Origin of the sequence: Salinibacterium sp. NG253 (genome assembly GCF_015864945.1) — a bacterium.
Classification (GTDB): domain Bacteria; phylum Actinomycetota; class Actinomycetes; order Actinomycetales; family Microbacteriaceae; genus Rhodoglobus.
This window is the reverse complement of the sequence record NZ_JADYWF010000001.1, coordinates 904,675-923,673: the sequence shown is the minus strand read 5'-3', so window position 1 is coordinate 923,673 and position 18,999 is coordinate 904,675. Positions and strand designations below refer to the sequence as shown.

The 18,999-nt window shown below is 60.4% G+C and carries 19 protein-coding genes and 1 tRNA gene; 13 read left to right on the top strand and 7 right to left on the bottom strand.

Annotation, left to right across the window (positions count from 1 at the left end):
• The first annotated feature begins 52 nt into the window (after window positions 1-52).
• From mtrA to secA, 6 genes are all read left to right on the top strand, one after another.
• On the top strand, window positions 53-733 hold the full coding sequence (mtrA, locus tag I6E52_RS04475; RefSeq protein WP_197155179.1) for an MtrAB system response regulator MtrA: 681 nt from the start codon (window positions 53-55) through the stop codon (window positions 731-733).
• Between the two features lie 5 nt (window positions 734-738).
• The gene (mtrB, locus tag I6E52_RS04470; protein ID WP_197155177.1) at window positions 739-2,352 is read left to right on the top strand and encodes an MtrAB system histidine kinase MtrB; all 1,614 of its coding nucleotides are present in this window, start codon (window positions 739-741) and stop codon (window positions 2,350-2,352) included.
• On the top strand, window positions 2,345-4,021 hold the full coding sequence (locus I6E52_RS04465) for an LpqB family beta-propeller domain-containing protein (RefSeq protein ID WP_197155175.1): 1,677 nt from the start codon (window positions 2,345-2,347) through the stop codon (window positions 4,019-4,021). The genes mtrB and I6E52_RS04465 overlap by 8 nt, the downstream gene beginning before the upstream one ends.
• A 63-nt stretch (window positions 4,022-4,084) precedes the next feature.
• Entirely contained in the window at window positions 4,085-4,855 is a 771-nt protein-coding gene (locus I6E52_RS04460; protein ID WP_197155173.1) for a ComF family protein, read from the top strand.
• Between the two features lie 45 nt (window positions 4,856-4,900).
• On the top strand, window positions 4,901-5,599 hold the full coding sequence (hpf, locus tag I6E52_RS04455) for a ribosome hibernation-promoting factor, HPF/YfiA family (RefSeq protein ID WP_197155170.1): 699 nt from the start codon (window positions 4,901-4,903) through the stop codon (window positions 5,597-5,599).
• A gap of 161 nt (window positions 5,600-5,760) precedes the next feature.
• Window positions 5,761-8,568 (top strand): preprotein translocase subunit SecA, encoded by a 2,808-nt coding sequence (gene secA, locus I6E52_RS04450; RefSeq protein WP_197155168.1) that lies wholly within the window; start codon window positions 5,761-5,763, stop codon window positions 8,566-8,568.
• A gap of 100 nt (window positions 8,569-8,668) precedes the next feature.
• Here secA and I6E52_RS04445 read toward each other — a convergent pair whose 3' ends face one another.
• Entirely contained in the window at window positions 8,669-9,157 is a 489-nt protein-coding gene (locus I6E52_RS04445) for an Rv3235 family protein (RefSeq protein ID WP_197123761.1), read from the bottom strand.
• 150 nt (window positions 9,158-9,307) lie between these two features.
• On the opposite strand from I6E52_RS04445, the gene I6E52_RS04440 reads away from it, so the two are divergent.
• Window positions 9,308-9,907 carry a hypothetical protein gene (locus I6E52_RS04440; protein WP_197155158.1) on the top strand — a complete coding sequence of 200 codons (600 nt, stop codon included), beginning with the start codon at window positions 9,308-9,310 and terminating at the stop codon, window positions 9,905-9,907.
• A 35-nt stretch (window positions 9,908-9,942) separates the two neighbouring features.
• On the opposite strand, the gene I6E52_RS04435 is transcribed toward I6E52_RS04440, so the two are convergent.
• The gene (locus tag I6E52_RS04435) at window positions 9,943-10,224 is read right to left on the bottom strand and encodes a helix-turn-helix domain-containing protein (RefSeq protein ID WP_197123765.1); all 282 of its coding nucleotides are present in this window, start codon (window positions 10,222-10,224) and stop codon (window positions 9,943-9,945) included.
• 119 nt (window positions 10,225-10,343) lie between these two features.
• On the opposite strand from I6E52_RS04435, the gene I6E52_RS04430 reads away from it, so the two are divergent.
• Genes I6E52_RS04430 through I6E52_RS04420 form a run of 3 tightly spaced genes read left to right on the top strand, consistent with a single transcriptional unit; the run spans window position 10,344 to window position 13,734 of the window.
• A complete protein-coding gene (locus I6E52_RS04430; RefSeq protein ID WP_231601763.1) occupies window positions 10,344-10,991 on the top strand; it encodes an SAF domain-containing protein in 648 nt (215 codons plus the stop codon).
• 1 nt (window position 10,992) lies between these two features.
• On the top strand, window positions 10,993-12,225 hold the full coding sequence (locus I6E52_RS04425) for a regulator (protein ID WP_197155153.1): 1,233 nt from the start codon (window positions 10,993-10,995) through the stop codon (window positions 12,223-12,225).
• 9 nt (window positions 12,226-12,234) lie between these two features.
• Window positions 12,235-13,734, top strand: coding sequence for a sensor histidine kinase (locus tag I6E52_RS04420; RefSeq protein ID WP_197123770.1), 1,500 nt, complete (start codon window positions 12,235-12,237; stop codon window positions 13,732-13,734).
• 134 nt (window positions 13,735-13,868) lie between these two features.
• Here I6E52_RS04420 and I6E52_RS04415 read toward each other — a convergent pair whose 3' ends face one another.
• Window positions 13,869-14,117 (bottom strand): WhiB family transcriptional regulator, encoded by a 249-nt coding sequence (locus I6E52_RS04415; RefSeq protein WP_009772809.1) that lies wholly within the window; start codon window positions 14,115-14,117, stop codon window positions 13,869-13,871.
• Between the two features lie 184 nt (window positions 14,118-14,301).
• On the opposite strand from I6E52_RS04415, the gene I6E52_RS04410 reads away from it, so the two are divergent.
• Complete coding sequence (locus I6E52_RS04410) at window positions 14,302-14,721, top strand: hypothetical protein (RefSeq protein ID WP_197155151.1); 420 nt, start codon at window positions 14,302-14,304, stop codon at window positions 14,719-14,721.
• Here the strand turns inward: I6E52_RS04410 and bcp are convergent.
• Window positions 14,718-15,197, bottom strand: a complete 480-nt coding sequence (gene bcp / locus I6E52_RS04405) for a thioredoxin-dependent thiol peroxidase (RefSeq protein WP_197123774.1) — start codon at window positions 15,195-15,197, stop codon at window positions 14,718-14,720. The two genes, I6E52_RS04410 and bcp, sit on opposite strands and share 4 nt — an antisense overlap.
• A 71-nt stretch (window positions 15,198-15,268) precedes the next feature.
• Between bcp and I6E52_RS04400 the strand changes: the two genes are divergently transcribed.
• A tRNA-Lys gene (locus I6E52_RS04400) sits at window positions 15,269-15,341 on the top strand.
• A 105-nt stretch (window positions 15,342-15,446) separates the two neighbouring features.
• Here I6E52_RS04400 and I6E52_RS04395 read toward each other — a convergent pair.
• Both I6E52_RS04395 and I6E52_RS14510 read right to left on the bottom strand, forming a co-directional pair.
• Entirely contained in the window at window positions 15,447-15,782 is a 336-nt protein-coding gene (locus tag I6E52_RS04395) for a hypothetical protein (RefSeq protein WP_197155149.1), read from the bottom strand.
• Window positions 15,782-16,105, bottom strand: coding sequence for an SDR family NAD(P)-dependent oxidoreductase (locus I6E52_RS14510; RefSeq protein ID WP_197155147.1), 324 nt, complete (start codon window positions 16,103-16,105; stop codon window positions 15,782-15,784). Before I6E52_RS14510 ends, I6E52_RS04395 begins: the two co-directional genes overlap by 1 nt.
• A 337-nt stretch (window positions 16,106-16,442) precedes the next feature.
• Between I6E52_RS14510 and I6E52_RS04385 the strand changes: the two genes are divergently transcribed.
• A complete protein-coding gene (locus tag I6E52_RS04385) occupies window positions 16,443-18,224 on the top strand; it encodes a hypothetical protein (RefSeq protein ID WP_197155144.1) in 1,782 nt (593 codons plus the stop codon).
• Between the two features lie 38 nt (window positions 18,225-18,262).
• On the opposite strand, the gene I6E52_RS04380 is transcribed toward I6E52_RS04385, so the two are convergent.
• Entirely contained in the window at window positions 18,263-18,913 is a 651-nt protein-coding gene (locus tag I6E52_RS04380; protein WP_231601761.1) for a M23 family metallopeptidase, read from the bottom strand.
• Window positions 18,914-18,999: the final 86 nt, after the last annotated feature.

Below are 18,999 nucleotides of genomic sequence, written 5' to 3'. Positions count from 1 at the left end.
TGCGAAAGCTTCTCACTCTGTTAGCCCGAGAGCTAGAAAGTATCGAGGACACGTGAACCCGCGAATTCTTGTAGTCGATGACGACACTGCCCTGGCAGAAATGATCGGAATCGTTCTACGCACTGAAGGTTATGAACCATTTTTTTGTCAAGACGGCGCCCTAGCGTACGACGCCTTCAAGTCGGCGGCGCCCGATTTGGTGTTGCTTGACCTCATGCTGCCCGGCGTGGATGGCATTGAAATTTGTGCCCGCATCCGGGAAGAGTCTGGCGTGCCCATCATCATGCTCACGGCCAAGAGCGACACGGCTGATGTGGTGAAGGGGCTCGAGAGCGGTGCCGATGACTATGTCGTCAAGCCGTTCAACCCCAAAGAGCTCGTTGCTCGGGTGCGCACTCGCTTGCGTCCGGCAAGTGACGCAGCAACCGGCACTCTGACCGTCGGAGATCTTGAGCTGGATGTCACAGGCCACGAGGTTCGCCGCGGTGACACCAAAATCAACCTGACGCCGCTCGAATTTGAGCTCCTGTTGGCGCTTGCGATGAAGCCCGAGCAGGTCTTCACTCGCGAGATGCTGTTGGAACAAGTGTGGGGCTACCACTACAAGGCAGACACTCGCCTCGTGAATGTTCACGTGCAGCGGTTGCGCGCCAAGGTTGAAGAAGATCCCGACAACCCGAAGATCGTCATGACGGTTCGCGGGGTTGGCTACCGCGCCGGCGCCAGCGCCTAACTTTCATGCTCGAATTCGACTGGCGCGGCTGGATGCAGCGTATTGCTGCTCTGTGGCGCTCGTCGCTTCAAGTGCGCACCGTGGCAATCACGGTGTTGCTGTCGTCGGTTGTTGTCGCTGTGATCGCGGGCTATATGTCGCTCAGCGTTGGGGCGAACCTTTTTGACGCCAGTCGAGACCAACTCACGCGAACCTCGGCGAACGCAACGCTTGCCGGCCAGCAAGTGTTTGATGCCGCTGATGAAGACCTGGGTCTTGAAGACCTCGACGACATGATGCGGGAGGTTGCTGGCGTGATTGAGAGCGTCGCCTCAAGCACGGGTGGCACGAGCTACGCGATCTTGCGCACGCCGGATCAAGAGGGCCCACGGGTTCCGGCTGACGTACAGACTCAGGGGTTGGAGTCAGAGTCGCTTATCTCGCAAGAGCTGCGCGACGTCGTGGCGGAGTCCACCGAACAGCGAACCTACTGGCAGTCTGTGGCACTCGAGCAGTCTGAAGACGGGGCGGTGCATCCTGGCCTCATCGTCGGGTCAACGCTCGATATTCGGGGCACGCAGTACGAGCTCTATCTGGTGTATGACATCCAAGACACTCAAGACACTCTCGTGGTTGTGCAGCAGACGCTGGGCCTTGGCGGCTTTGCTCTGCTTGCGCTCATCGGCATCGTCACGTTCGTCGTGGTGCGGCTCGTCGTTGGCCCCGTAAAGTTGGCTGCGGAAACGAGCCAACGCCTTGCCGCTGGAGAGCTTGAAGTGCGCATACCGGTTCAGGGCAACGACGTCATTGCGACGTTGGCGCGCTCGTTCAACGGAATGGCCACGAGCATGCAGCAGCAGATCACGCGGTTGGCTGCGCTCTCGCAAGTGCAACAACGCTTCGTGTCGGATGTCTCGCACGAGCTGCGTACGCCACTCACGACTATCCGGCTCGCCGGCGACGTTCTCTATGACCAACGTGAGTCATTCCCGCCCGCGACGGCCCGCACCGCTGAGCTACTCCACACTCAAGTGGAACGATTCGAGCTGTTGCTCGCCGATTTGCTCGAAATGAGCCGTTACGACGCAGGTGCCGTCGATATGGAAACCGAGCCAACCAACCTCGTGCGCCTCGTCGAAGACGCCATCGAGAGCCTCACGTCGCTTGCGGCAAGCAAGGGATCCGAACTGCGACTTGTGGCCCCCGGTGGCTACTTTGAAGCGGATGTCGACCCGCGTCGCATCCGCCGCATCCTTCAGAACTTGCTCAGCAATGCCATCGACCACGGCGACGGACTGCCAATTGTGGTGTGGGTCGACAGCGATCAAGACGCGGTCGCTATCGCCGTGCGTGATTACGGCGTCGGCATGAGTCAAGTTGCTCTCGAACGAGTGTTTGACCGTTTTTGGCGCGCAGACCCTTCACGTCAGCGCACCACCGGAGGCACCGGGCTTGGCCTTGCAATTGCCCTTGAAGACGCTGCACTCCACGGCGGTTGGCTCGAAGTGTGGTCGGATGGAGACAACGGCTCGTGCTTCCGGCTCACCATCCCGCGCACCCGCGGCGCTGAGTTGCGGTCCTCGCCGCTCGAATTACCGCCGAATGACGACGTACCGAGTCTGGAGGGCCCCAATGACTAAGCTCTCTCTGACTTATCTCGCCCTTCTGGCTGCCGTTGCGGTAGCGCTCACCGGCTGTGTGGGCGTTCCGCTGTCGAGCGACGTTCAATCGGGGCCGCTCATCGATGAACAAGACGACACCCAGTACGAAATTGTGGCGTCAGGACCGGTTGCGGGCTCGACTCAAGAGCAAATCCTCACCGACTTCATGAGCGCAGTGCGATCACCATCGCGCGACTATTCGGTTGCCCGCGAGTTCCTCACGAGTTCGATGAACGAAACCTGGAATCCTGCAGCAAGTGCAACGGTTCGTGAGCGAGACAAATTGCCGACCATTGCCGAGGCAAGTGACGAGAATACGCTTACCTACTCCTTCTCGGCGCAAGCGGTGATCGATGAGCGTGGGGTGTACTCCGAGCTGCGTACGCCGGTATCGCAAACGCTCGCTTTCGAGCTCGAGCAGGTGGCTGGCGAGTGGCGTATTTCTGTAGCGCCACCCGGCATCGTGCTCTCCGATCGCGGTTTCGAGGTGAGTTTCGAAGAACAGGTCCTGTACTACTTCGACCCCAGCTTCGCCTATCTGGTTCCGGATGTTCGTTGGTTCGCTGTGCGGCAGTCCTCCCAATCCCGTGCCATTCAGGCGCTGTTGGCTGCGGACTCCGCCTGGGTGCAACAGGGGGTGCTGCTCACCGCTTTCCCGGCATCCACCACCCTCGGTGCCACCAGCAGCCTTACCTCGGGGCGGGCCGTCGTTGACCTGAGTTCGGAGGCGCTCGCGGCAGACACTGTTGCCCGCGAACGCATGCAACAACAGCTTTCTGCCACCCTGCATACGCCCATTGTCGTGTTGACAGTGGATGGTCGAGATCTTCAGAGCAGCAGTTCGGGCCAGAGCGCTGCGGTCATTGAGCCAGGGTCGGCTGGGCCGCTCGTTGTGGGAACCGGCAGCGAATTCGGATTCAGCACGAGCGACGGGCTCAGCGAACTCAACGAACTGAGCTCGGCTGTGGTCGAGGCCGGTGCAACAAGCGCGGCGCTCTCAGCTGACAGGCTTTCTGTCACCTATCGGGCTGCCGATGGTGGCGCCTACTTTGCGACGGTCGGTGTCGCTCCACGGTTGATCGATGAGCGCTCTGGCCTTGTTGCGCCCTCACTCGACCCATTCCGGTTCGTCTGGTCGGCGCAAAAAGCGAGAGCGACGTCGCTGTCAACTTTCGAGGTCGACGGCACGGAGCATCCGCTGCAAACGACGCTGCCGGCAGATTCAACGATTGTGTCGCTGGATGTCTCACGCGACGGTGCCCGTTTGCTCGTGTATCTCTCTACGCCGTCTGGACCTCAACTGCTGGTGTACGGAATAGTCCGTCAGCAGGGCAATGTTCCTGTGCAACTCGTGGACCCGGTTTCTTTGCCGGTTCGGGCGGGCGATGCCATCGACGCCGCCTGGGTTGGCTCGACCACGGTCGCGACGCTCTCCGGCAGCGCTGACGCGACAGAGGTGACTGCCTACGAGATTGGCGGTCCGTCTAGTGAGCTTGGCGACGTCGACGGGGCAACGCAGCTTGTCAGCACAGGAACGAACAGTGATGGACTCCGGGTGCTTGCCGATGGAGAAGTGTGGCGCCCCCAGGGCAGCCAAGCCTGGGTGCTCGCGGGGCTCGACGCCTCCTTCATGGCGTCGCAGCAATAGCAACTCTCCACGGATCATCCGAGACCGTGATCGTGGGGTGATGCCTCCCGGCATGCTCTCCTCATGACGCCTTACGAGCAGCCTCCTGAACAGCCTCCCGATGGTCGCGAGAACACTGGTTGGGGTGCGCTCGTGCGCGAGGCCCTGCGGGATGCTCTCGCGCTCATCCTGCCTGTGGAATGTGCCGGATGCCAGCGGCACGACCGAGCGCTCTGTGACGAATGTGCGCGCAGCCTTGTTGCGCACACCAGCATCCACTCGACGCCACAGCACCTGCGCGTGTACGCCGCGCTGAGGTACGAGCATCGGGTTCGCCGGGTTCTGCTCGCCTTCAAGAACCATCACCGCACCGACCTTGCTCGGCCGCTCTCCGTTGCCCTCCTCGCGGCCCTCAGGCGTGCGCTCAGCGAGTCGACGACCGTCGGGGGAGTATCGGGTCCGATCGAGATCGTTGCGGTCCCCAGCAGCACGAAGGCGTTCCGCACGCGCGGCTATCACCCTGTTGGGCTCGTACTGAAAGCCGCCGGGATCCGCCACGCCCGGGCGCTTCGCGTCGCTCGAAAAACTCGCAGCCAGAAATTGTTGAGCGCCGAGGAGCGTGCGGTGAACGTCAAGGGGGCATTCTTCGCGGTGCGTTCGCTTGCCGGTACCCGCGTAATCATTGTGGATGACGTGCTCACCACAGGAGCGACACTCGATGAAGCAGCGCGGGCGATTTCTGCTGCGGGCGGAACGGTCATCGCGGCCGCAACCATGGGGTTCACTCCAAGAACGCTGGTGGTTCGTGACATTGCCAGCGACGAGGGCTACGGTATGGAAAAGGGCGCGAAATAGAAGCTGCCTCACGGGGCAGCCGCGCATTATGGCTAGGAGGTCGCCGTGGAAATCACCGTCAACGGACGAAATGTAGGAGTCACGGATCGTTTCCGTGAGTACGCGATCGAAAAGTCTGAGAAGGTTTCTCACTTGGCCGAGAAGGCAATCGCCTTCGAGATCAAGGTAACCCGACACCACGAAACTAAAGGTTCCAGTGGAGACGACCGCGTTGAGTTGACGTTGATTGGACCAGGTCCGCTTGTTCGAGCGGAAGCTGCTGGTTCAGACAAGTATGTTGCTTTCGATTTGGCTATGGCCAAGCTCGTCGAGCGAATCCGCCAGTCGAAGGATCGCAAAAAAGTTCACCGCGGAAACCACCGCCCCACTTCTCTTCGCGAAGCGAGTGCTGGCGGTTTTGCGGTTGTTGATATCACCCCCGCAAGTCCCGACGTGATCGAAAAGGTCGCGACCGGAGCAATTCCTATTCAGGGGGAAGAGGCGGAACCAGGGGACGAGGACTACTCGCCAGTAGTCATTCGCCGCAAGGTGTTCCCGTCCAGCCACATGACGGTTGAGGAAGCTCTCGATCACATGGAATTGGTCGGCCACGACTTCTTCCTGTTCGTCGATAGCCAGACCGATCGTCCGAGTGTGGTCTACCGCCGCAAGGGCTGGGATTACGGCGTTATTGCTCTCGAAGAAGAGGCAGATGAGGTTGTCCCAAGCGGCCGCTCGCGCAAGCGCAAGGTCGCTAACGGCTAAGTACACCAAGTTTTTGGCTTGGAGTTGATACGATTACGAACCGGTAACGCGGCTGTGCGCTGATTGCACGCACCGCGTTACCGTGACGTAAGCGTCTAAAAGACTGCGCTTCGTCGAGCAGTGCCAGCGTCGGACCCGTCCGACAAGAATGGGAGTATTCGGTGGCGAATGTTTTAGAACGCGCTCTTCGCGTAGGTGAGGGTCGACTTCTTCGACGCTTGAAAGGCTACGCGGCGGCCGTTAACCATCTCGAGGATGACTTCAACACCCTCACTGATGACGAGTTGAAAAACGAGACTGTTGAACTGCGCGAACGCTATGCCGGTGGAGAGTCGCTTGACGACCTGCTCCCTGAGGCTTTCGCTGCGGTCCGTGAGGCGGCAAAGCGCACTCTGGGCATGCGTCACTTCGACGTTCAGCTCATGGGCGGTGCAGCACTGCACTTGGGCAACATCGCTGAGATGAAGACCGGTGAGGGCAAGACGCTCGTGGCAACGCTCGCTGCCTACCTCAACGCCATTGCGGCGCAGGGGGTGCACGTCATCACGGTCAACGACTACTTGGCCAGCTACCAATCTGAACTTATGGGTCGCGTTTTCCGCGCCCTGGGCATGACAACCGGATGTATCGTCTCCGGTCAAGCGCCTCCTGAGCGTCGCGAACAGTACGCGGCTGACATCACGTATGGAACCAACAACGAGTTTGGCTTCGACTACCTGCGCGACAACATGGCGTGGCAGGCGAGCGACATGGTTCAGCGCGGACACTATTTCGCTGTCGTTGACGAGGTCGACTCGATTCTCATCGACGAGGCGCGAACCCCGCTCATCATCTCGGGTCCGTCGTCGGGGGAGGCAAACCGGTGGTTCACCGAGTTTGCGAACCTCTCGAAGAAACTCGTTCCTGAGGTTGACTTCGAGGTCGACGAGAAGAAGCGCACCGTTGGTGTGCTTGAGCCCGGTATCGAAAAGGTTGAGGACTACCTCGGCATCGACAACCTGTACGAATCGGCCAACACCCCGCTGATTTCGTTCCTGAACAACTCGATCAAGGCTCGTGCGCTGTTCAAGAAAGATAAGGACTACGTCGTGATGAACGGCGAAGTGCTGATTGTTGATGAGCACACCGGCCGTATTCTTCAGGGTCGTCGCTACAACGAAGGTATTCACCAGGCGATTGAGGCCAAGGAGGGTGTTGCGGTTAAAGCCGAGAACCAGACTCTCGCGACCGTCACTCTGCAGAACTACTTCCGTCTCTACAACAAGCTGTCGGGAATGACCGGTACTGCCGAGACTGAGGCAGCCGAGTTCATGTCGACGTACAAGCTTGGCGTGGTCGCTATCCCCACCAACCGACCGATGCAGCGCATCGACCAGTCCGACCTGATCTACAAGAACGAGCAGTCAAAGTTTGAGCAGGTAGTTGCTGACATCGCTAAGCGCCACGAACTCGGCCAGCCGGTTCTCGTGGGTACAACGAGCGTTGAAAAGAGCGAACTGCTCTCGCGCATGCTTGCTAAGAAGGGCGTCAAGCACGAAGTGCTGAACGCCAAGAACCACGCTCGTGAGGCAGCAATTGTTGCTCAGGCGGGTCGCCTTGGTTCTGTCACCGTTGCTACCAACATGGCTGGTCGAGGAACCGACGTCATGCTCGGTGGAAACGCTGAGTTCCTGGCCGTTGCCGAGATGAATGCTCGTGGCCTCAACCCGTCGGAAACTCCTGACGAGTATGAAGCTGCATGGGACGATGTCTTCGCTGAAGTGAAGGCTGGAGTGGAGAAGGAAGCCAAGAAGGTCATCGATGTCGGTGGGCTTTACGTGCTGGGAACTGAGCGTCACGAATCTCGTCGTATCGACAACCAGCTCCGTGGTCGTTCCGGACGTCAGGGTGACCCGGGCGAGAGCCGCTTCTATCTGTCGCTGCAAGACGACCTCATGCGTTTGTTCAACAGTGGTGCCGCTGAGGCGCTCATGGGGCGTTCGTCGGTTCCCGATGATCTCGCTATCGAATCCAAGGTCGTCAGCCGCGCCATTCGCAGCGCGCAGTCGCAGGTTGAATCCCGTAACGCTGAAATTCGCAAGAACGTTCTCAAGTACGACGATGTTCTCAACCGTCAGCGTGAAGCAATTTACAGTGACCGCCGCCACATCCTCGAGGGAGACGACCTGAAGGATCGCGTTCAGCGTTTCTTGAGAGACGTCGTAACCGAGGTTGTTGACGTTCACACCGCTGAGGGACACTCCGAGGAGTGGGACTTCGAGGGGCTGTGGGCCGAGCTCAAGACGATGTACCCCGTCGGCATCACTGTCGACGAGGTGCTCACAGAGGGCAGTGCGCGCGGCAAGCTGACGAGCGCGTTCGTCTCCAAGGAAGTTCACTCGGATGCGGTGATCGCTTACGAGCGCCGCGAACAGCAACTGGGCGAGACCGCCATGCGTGAGCTCGAGCGTCGTGTTGTGCTGAGTGTTATCGATCGCCGCTGGCGCGACCACCTCTACGAGATGGATTACCTGAAAGACGGTATTGGTCTGCGGGCTATGGCCCAGCGTGACCCGCTCGTGGAGTACCAGCGTGAAGGATTCGCTCTCTTCCAAAGCATGATGGGCCAGATCCGCGAAGAAACTGTTGGTTTCCTCTTCAACCTCGATGTCGAAGTCAATGGCGGCGGAGAAGCAACGACTGTTCAGGCGCGCGGTTTGGATGCACCGGCAGCACCGGCAACTCAACTCAGCTATTCGGCGCCAAGCGCCGATGCGTCGGGTGAGGTTGAGGTTCGCAACGATCGCGGCCAGGTTGAGCGTGCGGCGACGGCTCAGGCGCAGCAGCGTCAGCCGAAGGTTGCTCCTCAGCAGGAGGCTCAGCCCCAGAGCAACGATCGTGGCGCGTTCGGTCAGCGTCCCGAGGGCGCTGCTCCCGAAGCGCCGTTGAACCGCTCGCAGCGTCGTGCGCAGGAGAAGCGCAAGAAGTAGCACGAACTCAGGCGGGCAATTAAATGCCGGCTCTTAACAAACGAACGCCCCACTCAAGTTGAGTGGGGCGTTCGTTTGTGTGCGCTGTAGGGGTGTGAAACTACAGCACGTTGATAGCGGTCGCTCGCCAACGCTTGTCGAGGCCTTCAAGGCGCACCGCGACAGCGCGGGTGCGGGCACGACCACGGACGATGACCACAGCTTCGATCGCGCCATCGCGAGGTTCGCAGAGTCGAATTGAGCCGATGCTGAAGCTGGGCCGAGTAACGGGCTGACCTTTGGCGCGGCGGGCGCGAGCCGAAAGCACGGTGCGCTTAAGGAGGTGACGGTAAACGTCATCAGTGACCCAGCGAGCGATTTGCTCCAGGTCGCGCGCGCCGGCGAGAACCTCGATCACACAACGAGTGAGGTTCTCAACGAGGGGAGCGGGGTCAGGTAGCTCGGCGCTTGGGGTCGGCTGGTGCCCAAAAAATTCGTCGGGAACGAAGCGGGGCCGGATGACCTTCGACGGAAGGGTTCCAGTGCGCTGGCGCGCCTGTGGGGGTATTTCCACACTCGGTAAGGAGGCGGGAAGTGGCTCGGTACTCATGATCTCCCGGGTAAAAGGTCAAGACGGCGATGTTTACCCCCATAAGGGGGTAGACCACACTTAAGCAGGAAGTAGACCAGTTGTCTATGACCAATTTTCAATTGTGGATAACATTTCGGAGCCGGAGGCCACCGTCAGTACCGTCAACCCATGCGCTGGGACAACCTCTTTGACGACCTCGAGAGCCAGCTCGAGCGCGAAATTACCGCCGATGATCTCGAGATTGACGCGGAAGAGGAACGTCTACGGCTGGGTCGGCTCAGCATCCGCGACCGCATTATGGCACTCCACTCTCGCAGCAGCACAGAGTCGCCGCTAACCCTTTCGGTGCTGTTGATCACGGGCACCCGCGTCGTGGTGCGCCCCGTCATCATCGGCCGCGATTGGATGTCAGCTGACCTCGTTGACGACAGCGGCCGCCCAGGCCAGTGCATCGTTCCGTTCGCAGCGCTGGCGGGCATCTCGATGGGGGCGGCTCACATCACGCCAAGCCTCGCGACTACGCCTTCCAACGGGCATCCGAGTCTCTCGCAGCGGTTGAGCCTCAGCTACGTGCTTCGCGATTTGTGTCGGCGGCGGCGCGCTGTATCAATGGTGTTGGTCGCGGGCGAGGTGCACGGCACGATTGACCGCGTCGGCCGTGACCACGTGGATGTCGCGGTGCACGAGCGTGGAGCAGTGCGCCGGGAGGCCGCAGTCTCGGAGTACCGTTTGGTGCCGTTTACGAGCGTGGTACTCGTTCGGCCGTAGCGTGTGCTCTCACTCGGCGAGTGGCGCCGAGATTATTAGCGCGCGCGCTGCTCACCGAAGTTGACCTCGGTGACCGTGGCGATGTCGGACTGGTTCCAGAGACTCATGCGACGAGTCTCTTCATAGAGGGCTTCGATGTATGACTCGAGAACCGAGTTCTCGATGCGCCATTGACCTTTGCTGCCCACTTTGATTGCGGGCAGTTCGCCGGAACGCACGAGTTCAAGAACTTCATGCGGAGACACGCTGAGCACTTCGGCAGTGTCAGCCAGCGTGAGAAATCTCCCGAGGCCCTCTGCTGGGTTGATCGCGTTCATGCATCGATTATGCGGGCATAAAGCTGTGAATAGGGTTGATGTGGATAACTATCGCGCCACTACAGGGCCGTAACGAACCATGGTGCCATGATCAAGACCCGACGTGGGGAGTGCGCGCTATGAGCCGCCGCTCCGGCAGAACTCAATCCCAAGCGCGTGCGCGAGCGTTCGCTCTCGACCCGCGATTAGCTATCGGCGTTGTGCTCGTTGTGGCGTCGGTGGTGGGCGTCGTTGCGATTGTTGCGGCGTCAGACGATTCCACCGAGGTGTATGCCGCAGCGTCGTCGCTGACGCCGGGCGACCGAGTCATGAGTTCCGATCTGGTGATTCGCAGCGTCAAGCTCAACGAAGCGACGGACCAGTACATCGCTCGGGGTGAGTTGCCGGCGGAAGGGTTTATTGCGACCAGGCCCATCGAGGCAGGGGAATTGGTTCCGACATCCTCTCTGGGAAGCCATGATGGGCTCTCGTTGACCTCTGTCGTGGTGTCTCCTCAGGGCGGGTTGGCTGCGTCCGTGACTACGGGAGCCTCGGTGGATGTCTGGGCAAGCGCTGAGGCAGAGGACGGCGGCTATGGAGCGCCTGGAGTGATCATCTCGGGGGCAGTCGTGGTTCGTTTGGTCGAGGATGATTCGCTCGTGTCCTCAGCGCAGGGGAGTGCGATTGAGTTGCTGGTGCCGCGCTCGCGTATTGCTCGTGTGCTCGAGGCGATGGCTAACGACGATGTGCTGTCGGTCATCCCGGCGAATCTTCCTGCGGAGGGCTGAGATGACAGCGTTTGCTCTGGCGATGCCTGTGAATCTTGAAGATCAATTCGCTTTTGATGCTGGCCATCACGGCCACGAGATTGTGTTGCGGGCGGTGAGCGCCCCGGAGCTCGCATCGCGAGTGGCCGGAGCTCAGGCCGATATCGCGCTTGTCGCCGCGGAAGCCCGCTACCTCACGGATCGACTCATTGCTTCCTGCGATCAGGCAGGCGTGCGGCTCGTCGCGATCGCCAGTAGCGAGCGTGAACAGCGCTACGCGAGCGACTTAGGGCTGTACGACATCGTGGATGCGGCCGAGGGGTGGGCGGGCCTCGATGCTCTTCTTTCGCGATCCCAGTGGAGCTCAGAAACTTCGGCTCCTGAGCGCAGTGCGCTCGGGCAAGTCATCGCGGTGTGGGGTCCGGGCGGTGCCCCTGGCCGAACATCCATTGCCATTTCCGTTGCCGCCGAACTTGCTGCGCTCGGCTACAGTGTGGCGCTCGCCGATGTGGACACTCACGGGGCTTCGGTGGCACCGGCGCTCGGCATGCTCGATGAGGCTCCCGGATTTGCGGCGGCGTGCCGCTTGGCTGGCACCGAAACGCTCACTACCGAAGAGCTGGGGCGCATCGGGCAGCGCTATGAGTCGCCTCTGGGCGGCTTTTGGGTGCTCACGGGCATCGGGCGCCCTAGTCGCTGGCCCGAGCTCTCCTCGGAGCGCGTAGGTACAACTATCGCTCAGTGTCGTCAGTGGGTCGACTACACCGTGCTCGACACGAGTTCGAGTTTGGAGAACGACGAAGAGATCACGAGTGACCTTTTCGCCCCACGTCGCAATGCGGCCGCGGTCACGGCGGTGCGAGCCGCGGATCATGTCATTGCGGTTGGCTCTGCAGATCCGGTTGGATTGTCGCGGTTCTTGCGCGCCCATGTCGATCTGCTCGAGACAGTAACGACCCGCAGCGTGAGCGTTGTCATGAACAAGATCCGAGTGAGTGCCAGCGGCATGAACCCGCACGGCCAAATCACCCAAACACTTTCGCGATTCGGCGGTATTGAGCATCCGATTCTGGTGCCTCACGACCTCTCAGGATTCGATGGCGCCGTGCTCAGCGGCAAGACCCTTGTGGATGCTGCACCGCGATCGCCAGCGCGCGCTGCGATCCGCGATCTCGTGACGTCGAGACTCGTGCCCGACGAGATTGAGCCAGCTGCTCAGCGGTCAATGTTCAGGAGGATGCTGGCACGCGGGTAACCTGTAGAGGTGTCGACTCTCAGTGATCTAGTCCAAGAGCAGGGCCATTCGAGCGAAGCGGATATCGAATGGCTGCACATGCTTGTCGGCGACTGGCAGCTTCTCGCCGATCTAGCGTTCGCGGATATCGTGCTGTGGGTTCCCAGCGATGATGGCCAGTTCGTCGCCGTCGCTCACGCTCGCCCCAGCAGCTCGGCGACATTGTTCTACCGTGACTTCGTTGGACAGAAGATCAAACCGGAGTGGCACGCACAGGTCACCGAGGCCTTCGAGACTGCTCGCATCGTCGATACAGCTGCCCCCGCGTGGTACGAAGAAACTCCGACACGCGTGCGCGCTGTTCCCGTGATGCGTCGGCTCACGGCCACGGGCAACGAGACAACAGCAACGCCGATTGCCGTCATTACCCGGCACACGAATCTGGGCGATGCCCGCACCCCATCACGCCAAGAACTCACCTTCAACGGCTGCGCGAATGACCTTTTCGCCATGATCGCGGCCGGTGACTTTCCCGACATGGGAGCACCAGCGGCACCGCGTCGAGGCGCACCACGAGCATCCGATGGTCTGATCCGTCTGGATGTTGATGGTCTTGTGACCTTCGCAAGTCCCAACGCGCTGTCTGCATTCAACCGCATCGGTTTCTCGGGAGAACTTGAAGCGGAATCACTCGCTGAAGTCACCACCACCCTGATCGCCGGCCAGCCAGAAGTGGATGAGTCGCTTCCCCTGGTCGTGACCGGTCGTGCTCCGTGGCGCACCGACATCGAAGCGCGCGGTGTGACTGTGTCGTTGCGCACCATTCCGATTCGCGACCGCGGAGAACGCGTTGGCGCCATCGTGCTGTGCCGCGACGTGACAGAGGTTCGCCACCAAGAACGTGAACTCATCACCAAAGATGCGACGATCCGTGAAATTCACCACCGGGTGAAGAACAACCTGCAGACAGTCGCATCGCTGCTGAGGATTCAGGCACGCCGAACCCACAGCGAAGTCGCGCGAGAAGCGCTCGGCCAAGCCATGCGTCGCGTCGCTGCGATCGCTGTTGTGCACGACACCTTGTCGGAGGGGCTCAACCAAAACGTTGACTTCGACGTGGTGTTCCACCGCGTCTTGAAGCTCATCGCCGAAGTGGCATCGAGCCACAACACGACGGTGCACCCGACATCCGTGGGCAGCTTCGGCGCCCTGCCGAGCGAGTACGCAACGCCACTAGCGCTGGCGCTCACCGAGCTCGTCACCAACGCTGTTGAGCACGGACTTGCCGGACGGGCCGACGGAACCGTCGAGATCGATGCGCGACGCACGGCAGACAAACTCACGGTGCAGGTGCGCGACAACGGCGTAGGACTAGCCGAAGGACGCGTCGGTGAAGGCCTTGGCACCCAGATCGTGCGCACTCTCATTCAGGGAGAGCTCAGCGGAACCATCGACTGGCACACGATCGTCGGCAGCGGCACCGAAGTGACCATCGACATCCCGCTAACCTGGCTGACTCGCGTCAAGTAGGGCAGAGAGACGTCGATTTGGGCGGTGCTCACTCGAGAGTGGTGGCTGTCTCACCGGGGCGCGACAAATAGCGCAGAATTTGACCTGCAGAGTTAGTCGTGTCGGTAGGCCTCACGGCCCCAGGCGAGAGGTGCTTAGGAAGCGCGGCGTGCGCGTGCGGCGCGACGCTTGAGAGCGCGACGCTCGTCTTCGCTGAGTCCGCCCCAGACGCCTGAGTCTTGGTTGGTCTCAAGTGCGTACTGGAGGCACATTTCAGTTACCGAGCAGCGACCGCAGACGGCTTTTGCTTTTTCAATCTGGTCAACGGCCGGACCGGTGTTTCCGACCGGGAAGAATAGCTCCGGGTCAGCGGTGAGGCATGCAGCGTTATCGCGCCAGTCCATTTGTTGCTCCTTACAGTGTGTTGCGATGCTCGAGCGCACAAAAAAATTACGCCCTGATCGGCGTCGAGCTTGAGAAATTATGTGGGTCTCGCTCGCAACACTGGGAGCCAGAAATCAACCTCAACTAGAATCGCATATCGTCAAAGGCAAAGCAATGGTCTTTCAGCGATTTAACGGGGAGCGAATGGTAGACGAACTTGTCCGAGAAGAGAAAACGTCGCGTCATCATCCGTATTTGATTGCGCTGGCGATAGTGATCTTCCTCGAAAGTGCCCTGCTCTTTGCTGCTCTGGGGTATTTGGTCTTCGAACTGGGGGCTGAAACTCCGCAGTCGTATCCGAGTGCAATCGCTCTCACTGTTCTGACCGCGATCGCGGCAGTGTGGGTAGCCGTAATTGGTATCAATGCCCTGCGTCAACAACCTTGGATTCGCGGCGCCGCCGTCGTCTGGCAGGTGCTGCAGATCTCAGTGGCGATCGGCAGTTTCCAAGGGGTATTTGCTCGGCAAGACGTTGGATGGTTGCTGCTCACTCCGGCAATCGTGGTCTTAGTGCTGCTCTTCACGAAGCCGGTTCTTGCGGCAACCACCCGCCAGGAGGGTTAGTCGAGTCCGAGCTTTTTGCGCAACGACGCTACGTGCCCGGTCGCCTTCACGGCGTAGAGGGGGAGCGTGATGACTCCCTGCTCATCGATCACAAAAGTGGATCGGATGACGCCAACAACCTGCTTGCCGTACAGGTTCTTTTCGCCCCAGGCTCCATACGCTTCGTGCACCGCGTGGTCGGGGTCGCTGAGGAGGGGGAAAGTGAGCGCTTCCTGCTCGCGAAACTTCGTGAGCTTCTCGGGAGTATCGCGAGAAACGCCCAGCACGACATAGCCCTCTGACTGCAGCGAGCCGAGTTGATCGCGGAAGTCACAAGCCTGCTTTGTGCATCCGGGAGTCATGGCTGCTGGATAAAAATAAAGAATCACTTTCTTGCCAGAAAAGTCGCTCAACGACACCGAATTTCCGTCCTGATCGGGCAGTGTGAAGCTCGGTGCGGGGGTGCCGGCGGCAAGTCGAGAAGATTCAGTGGTCATTGTGCTCCTTAGTCGCTTTAACTCATGGTAACGTTGTTCCTCGGTTGCCCTGAGAGGGAAAACCAAGCCACGCACCTCTAGCTCAATTGGCAGAGCAACTGACTCTTAATCAGTGGGTTCCCGGTTCAAGTCCGGGGGGGTGCACAGCAAGAGAAGCCCCGTGATCCTTACGATCATGGGGTTTTTCGTTTAAGTCGCCGTTCGCCACACACGCGGTGTACGCGCGGGTATCCGTCACACGGGTGCTGCCTACCAGGCCCACTCGACATCGCCGGCGGCGTGCTCGCTCAGAGCCCATAGGCGGTCACGTGCGGCGCTGTCGCGGGCCGCTCGCGGGGCGGCAACGGCGCGGTCGTTTTCGTCGATATAGACGGCATCCCGCGCTTCAGCACTCGTGGCTGCCCGCACGTAGGTAGCGGCGAGTGATTCGGGGGTGGCAGCGGCGGCATTCTTGGGAGCGTAAAGCGCGCGCATCAGCGCTGGTTGCGCAGCAAACCGTGCGCTATCTAACTTCACCGCAGGAACGCGGATGCAGCTGACACCGACATTTGACGGCACGCGTTCGGCGAGGCTTACGGCCGTCATCACCTGCGCGAGTTTGGAGTGGTAATAGGCCTTTGTAGGGCTGTAGCCGGTTGCCGAATTGAGCTGGTCACAGCGAATCTGGAGCCACGGCATCGTGATGAGACCTTTGCTCGCGATGAACACAATTCGGGACTGGAGAGGTCTGTCTGAATGACTCGTACATTCGTGGCGTTGTCGGTGGCCGCCGAGATCGCAGCACTGGAACGTTCCTGATCGCGACAGAGCGCAAGCACGGTGTGCCCTGCCGCAGCGAGTTGGGCTGTGGCGCGGAGCCCGATTCCGGAGTTGGCGCCGGTGATCGCAATCGTGCGTGAGGTGGTCATAGAGGCTCCGCTCGGTCACCTCAGCCTAGCGAGTGGGCTTCGCGCGGCTGTGAAGGCACTAGCTCTCACGAGGGAGTGGTCTCGCACAATTTTGGCCAACAAACATGTCTACTGTCCACCGAATGGGGGTCGTGCTACTTTATTGGGCACACCAGACCGGCCCGCTCCGGTCACCCCCGATGGTGACGAAGAAGGTGGTACCCGAATCACTCCCCAGCGGCGCAGTTCACCCCCGTGAATGCGCTCGCACTCCCTGTCGTGAGCCAATGGCGGCCACGATTCTGCAGTTGCGTGCGGATGCGTCGAAACGCATTCCCCCTGCAGAAAGCTGCCACACATGTTCATTAAGAAACTGCTGGCGACAGTTGCCAGCATCACGCTCATGACCGGTGCACTTCTCGGCGTATCCGCACCCGCATTTGCTGACGATGCAGTACCCGCCCACGACCCGACGGTGACCGAACCCATCACCGATACCCCGGTGGAGGCGCCCGAAGCTCCGGCGCCTGCTGCCTCTCCCGAGCCACCGTCAGTGCCTGCACCCCCGGCTGAGCCCGTTGGTGACGCTTCACCAGAATCTCCAGCGCCCGAACCATCGGCGGCAGCCGTCGATATCCCTCCCGCTGCAGAGCCAGTGGCAGCAGCTGCTCGCTCAACGCAGCCCGAGCAGCAATCCCGCCCGCAGAAAAACGTGAAGGTCTGGGTGTGCAAGTTCGTGTCGAGCGATAACTCGCCGTCGGGCTACCAACTCAAATCAGGCAAACAGCCCATTCATGTGAGCATCAATGCGCTCGGCGATGACGTCAATGACATGGGTAGTTTCAATGATCGCCAACCCTCATTCGTTGTTGCTAGCAACGATGCGAGCCTCTGCTCTCACACGGAAGTAATCGTCGACGAAGAGGTCACGTGCCCTACCTACCAGTACGGCGGAATCGTGAATGTCACTACTTCGACAAAACTCTTCTACGGCAGCACTCAGGTGGATTTCACCCAGACACAGAGCACTCGGCCCCTCACCGCTGAGGAATTACGTGCCTGCGACCCTCCGCCCGTTGAGGTCTACGTCTGCCAGTTCGTGGCGAGCGATAGCCATCCCAGTGGTTGGGTGTTGCAGGAAGGCCCGCAACCCGTGCTCGTTGAGGAGAGTGATCTCGGGCCCGACGTGAACGATACTGGCGACTTCGACCCAGAGGCTCCTTCGTTCATTGTGGCCAGTGACGACAGTTCGTTGTGTGCATCAATGGTGGTCGAACGTTCGACCGAGGTCATATGCCCCAGCGTGAGCGCTGACGGCTACGCGACGATCACGACCGTGCGCTCATTCTTCTATGGCACGATCAAGGTCAACGAGAGCAGAGTTGAAGAGACTCGTGAGTTGACGGCAGAAGAGCGTTATAGCTGCCCCGAAGTGGGTGGTGCGATGGTGGCAACCGCTGCGGTGAGCTTCGAAGAAGCAACGTGCGATGCACCACAGCGACTGATTCTGGGCCCCGTAGTGAACGCTACTTGGGGTGAGATTATCGACCCCGAGGGTCCGGCTGACTATAGCGTCACGGCAACTGCAACCGAAGGCGCCGAGTTCCCCGCCGCTGGCCCCGCAATCCTGGCAGCCGGTGCTTCAACCACGATGACCTTTAGCGGAGTGCTCGATCCACAGCTCGATCCATCCAGTCCCGAGTGTGATCTCGTGACCTTGGGTCTCGTGATGCCGGCGGTGACGTTCTCGCAAGCGAGCTGCGATGCGGCAGGGAGCTACACGCTCGGTGTGGCTGCAGGCTATGACCCCGCCCTGGTGACCTTCACGGTGAATGGTACTGCCGGCATCGCGGCCGGAACGTACCCGGTAGCAGCATCCGGTTCGCTGGTGGTGACTGCGCAAGTGGTGGAGCCCAACGGTCTCGAATTTGACTGGAGTGACCCGCCTGCTTTCGCATTCGAGGTGCCGAGCAGCGACGATTGCGTCTCTCCGGAAGTCGTGACCGCTCAACTGCCCACTCTTGCCTACACCGGCAGTAGCGGTAGTGCGGGTGCTTGGTGGCTATTGCCGCTGAGCATGATCGTGCTCGGTGGCGCTGCCATCGTCGTGCGTCGCCGAATGGATGCTGAACTCACGTAATCAGTGCAGTCCTGCCCCGGCGCGAATGAGCGTCGGGGTTAGGGCAGCCATGGTGAGGGGTCGACACGAGTGTCAAACACGTAGACCTCGAAGTGAAGGTGCGGGAACGTTGAGTAGCCGGTGTTGCCAACCGATCCGAGGAGAGCTCCCGCGGCTACCCACTGGCCAGCGACGACTGCTTCTGAGCCTTCGATCATGTGAGCGTAGAGAGTTTTGATTCCGTTGCCGTGATCGATGATGACGTGACGGCCCCAGCCGCCTCCGTAGGTGACGCTCTCGACTGTGCCGGGGGATGCCGCACTGATGTCGGATCCTTCGGCAGCCATGATGTCGATGCCGCCGTGAAATTCTCCCTCGCCGCGGTATCCGAAACCGTCGTTGATTTCGCCGTTGGCGGGGAACAGTTCGAGGGTGCCGGAAAGGCCAGCGGCTGTGACAACGACTTGCTGCTGAACTTGTTCGACGTCGTAGCTGTCGCGAACGACAGGAGTTGGAAGACCGGTTGCAGGAGAAGCGAACGTTTGCACATCGTCGAGGGGTGATTCGCCGGTGGCGGACGCAGGGGGAGCGGCGAGGGTCGCGGCATCCGCAACGAACACATCGTCGTCCTGGGTGGGAAAGAGAGCTGCCGGAACGGTGCCGCCGACGAGTATCGCCCCTACGGCGAGCATGGTAATTGTTCGTTTCAACAGCGTTCCTTGGTTGGGGTCTGAAAGGTGGGCTGCGTCGGGGGAAGGCACAATCGTGTCGAAGCTTGCCGCTCTCGTTGGTGAGA

Excerpts from the sequence above, each read along its gene's own strand:
- mtrB (WP_197155177.1), top strand. The coding sequence starts at position 739 with ATGCTCGAATTCGACTGGCGCGGCTGGATGCAGCGTATTGCTGCTCTG.
- I6E52_RS04465 (WP_197155175.1), top strand. The coding sequence starts at position 2,345 with ATGACTAAGCTCTCTCTGACTTATCTCGCCCTTCTGGCTGCCGTTGCG.
- I6E52_RS04460 (WP_197155173.1), top strand. The coding sequence starts at position 4,085 with ATGACGCCTTACGAGCAGCCTCCTGAACAGCCTCCCGATGGTCGCGAG.
- I6E52_RS04445 (WP_197123761.1), bottom strand. The coding sequence starts at position 9,157 with ATGAGTACCGAGCCACTTCCCGCCTCCTTACCGAGTGTGGAAATACCC.
- I6E52_RS04440 (WP_197155158.1), top strand. The coding sequence starts at position 9,308 with ATGCGCTGGGACAACCTCTTTGACGACCTCGAGAGCCAGCTCGAGCGC.
- I6E52_RS04435 (WP_197123765.1), bottom strand. The coding sequence starts at position 10,224 with ATGAACGCGATCAACCCAGCAGAGGGCCTCGGGAGATTTCTCACGCTG.
- I6E52_RS04430 (WP_231601763.1), top strand. The coding sequence starts at position 10,344 with ATGAGCCGCCGCTCCGGCAGAACTCAATCCCAAGCGCGTGCGCGAGCG.
- I6E52_RS04425 (WP_197155153.1), top strand. The coding sequence starts at position 10,993 with ATGACAGCGTTTGCTCTGGCGATGCCTGTGAATCTTGAAGATCAATTC.
- I6E52_RS04415 (WP_009772809.1), bottom strand. The coding sequence starts at position 14,117 with ATGGACTGGCGCGATAACGCTGCATGCCTCACCGCTGACCCGGAGCTA.
- I6E52_RS04410 (WP_197155151.1), top strand. The coding sequence starts at position 14,302 with ATGGTAGACGAACTTGTCCGAGAAGAGAAAACGTCGCGTCATCATCCG.
- bcp (WP_197123774.1), bottom strand. The coding sequence starts at position 15,197 with ATGACCACTGAATCTTCTCGACTTGCCGCCGGCACCCCCGCACCGAGC.
- I6E52_RS04395 (WP_197155149.1), bottom strand. The coding sequence starts at position 15,782 with ATGACGGCCGTAAGCCTCGCCGAACGCGTGCCGTCAAATGTCGGTGTC.
- I6E52_RS14510 (WP_197155147.1), bottom strand. The coding sequence starts at position 16,105 with ATGACCACCTCACGCACGATTGCGATCACCGGCGCCAACTCCGGAATC.
- I6E52_RS04385 (WP_197155144.1), top strand. The coding sequence starts at position 16,443 with ATGTTCATTAAGAAACTGCTGGCGACAGTTGCCAGCATCACGCTCATG.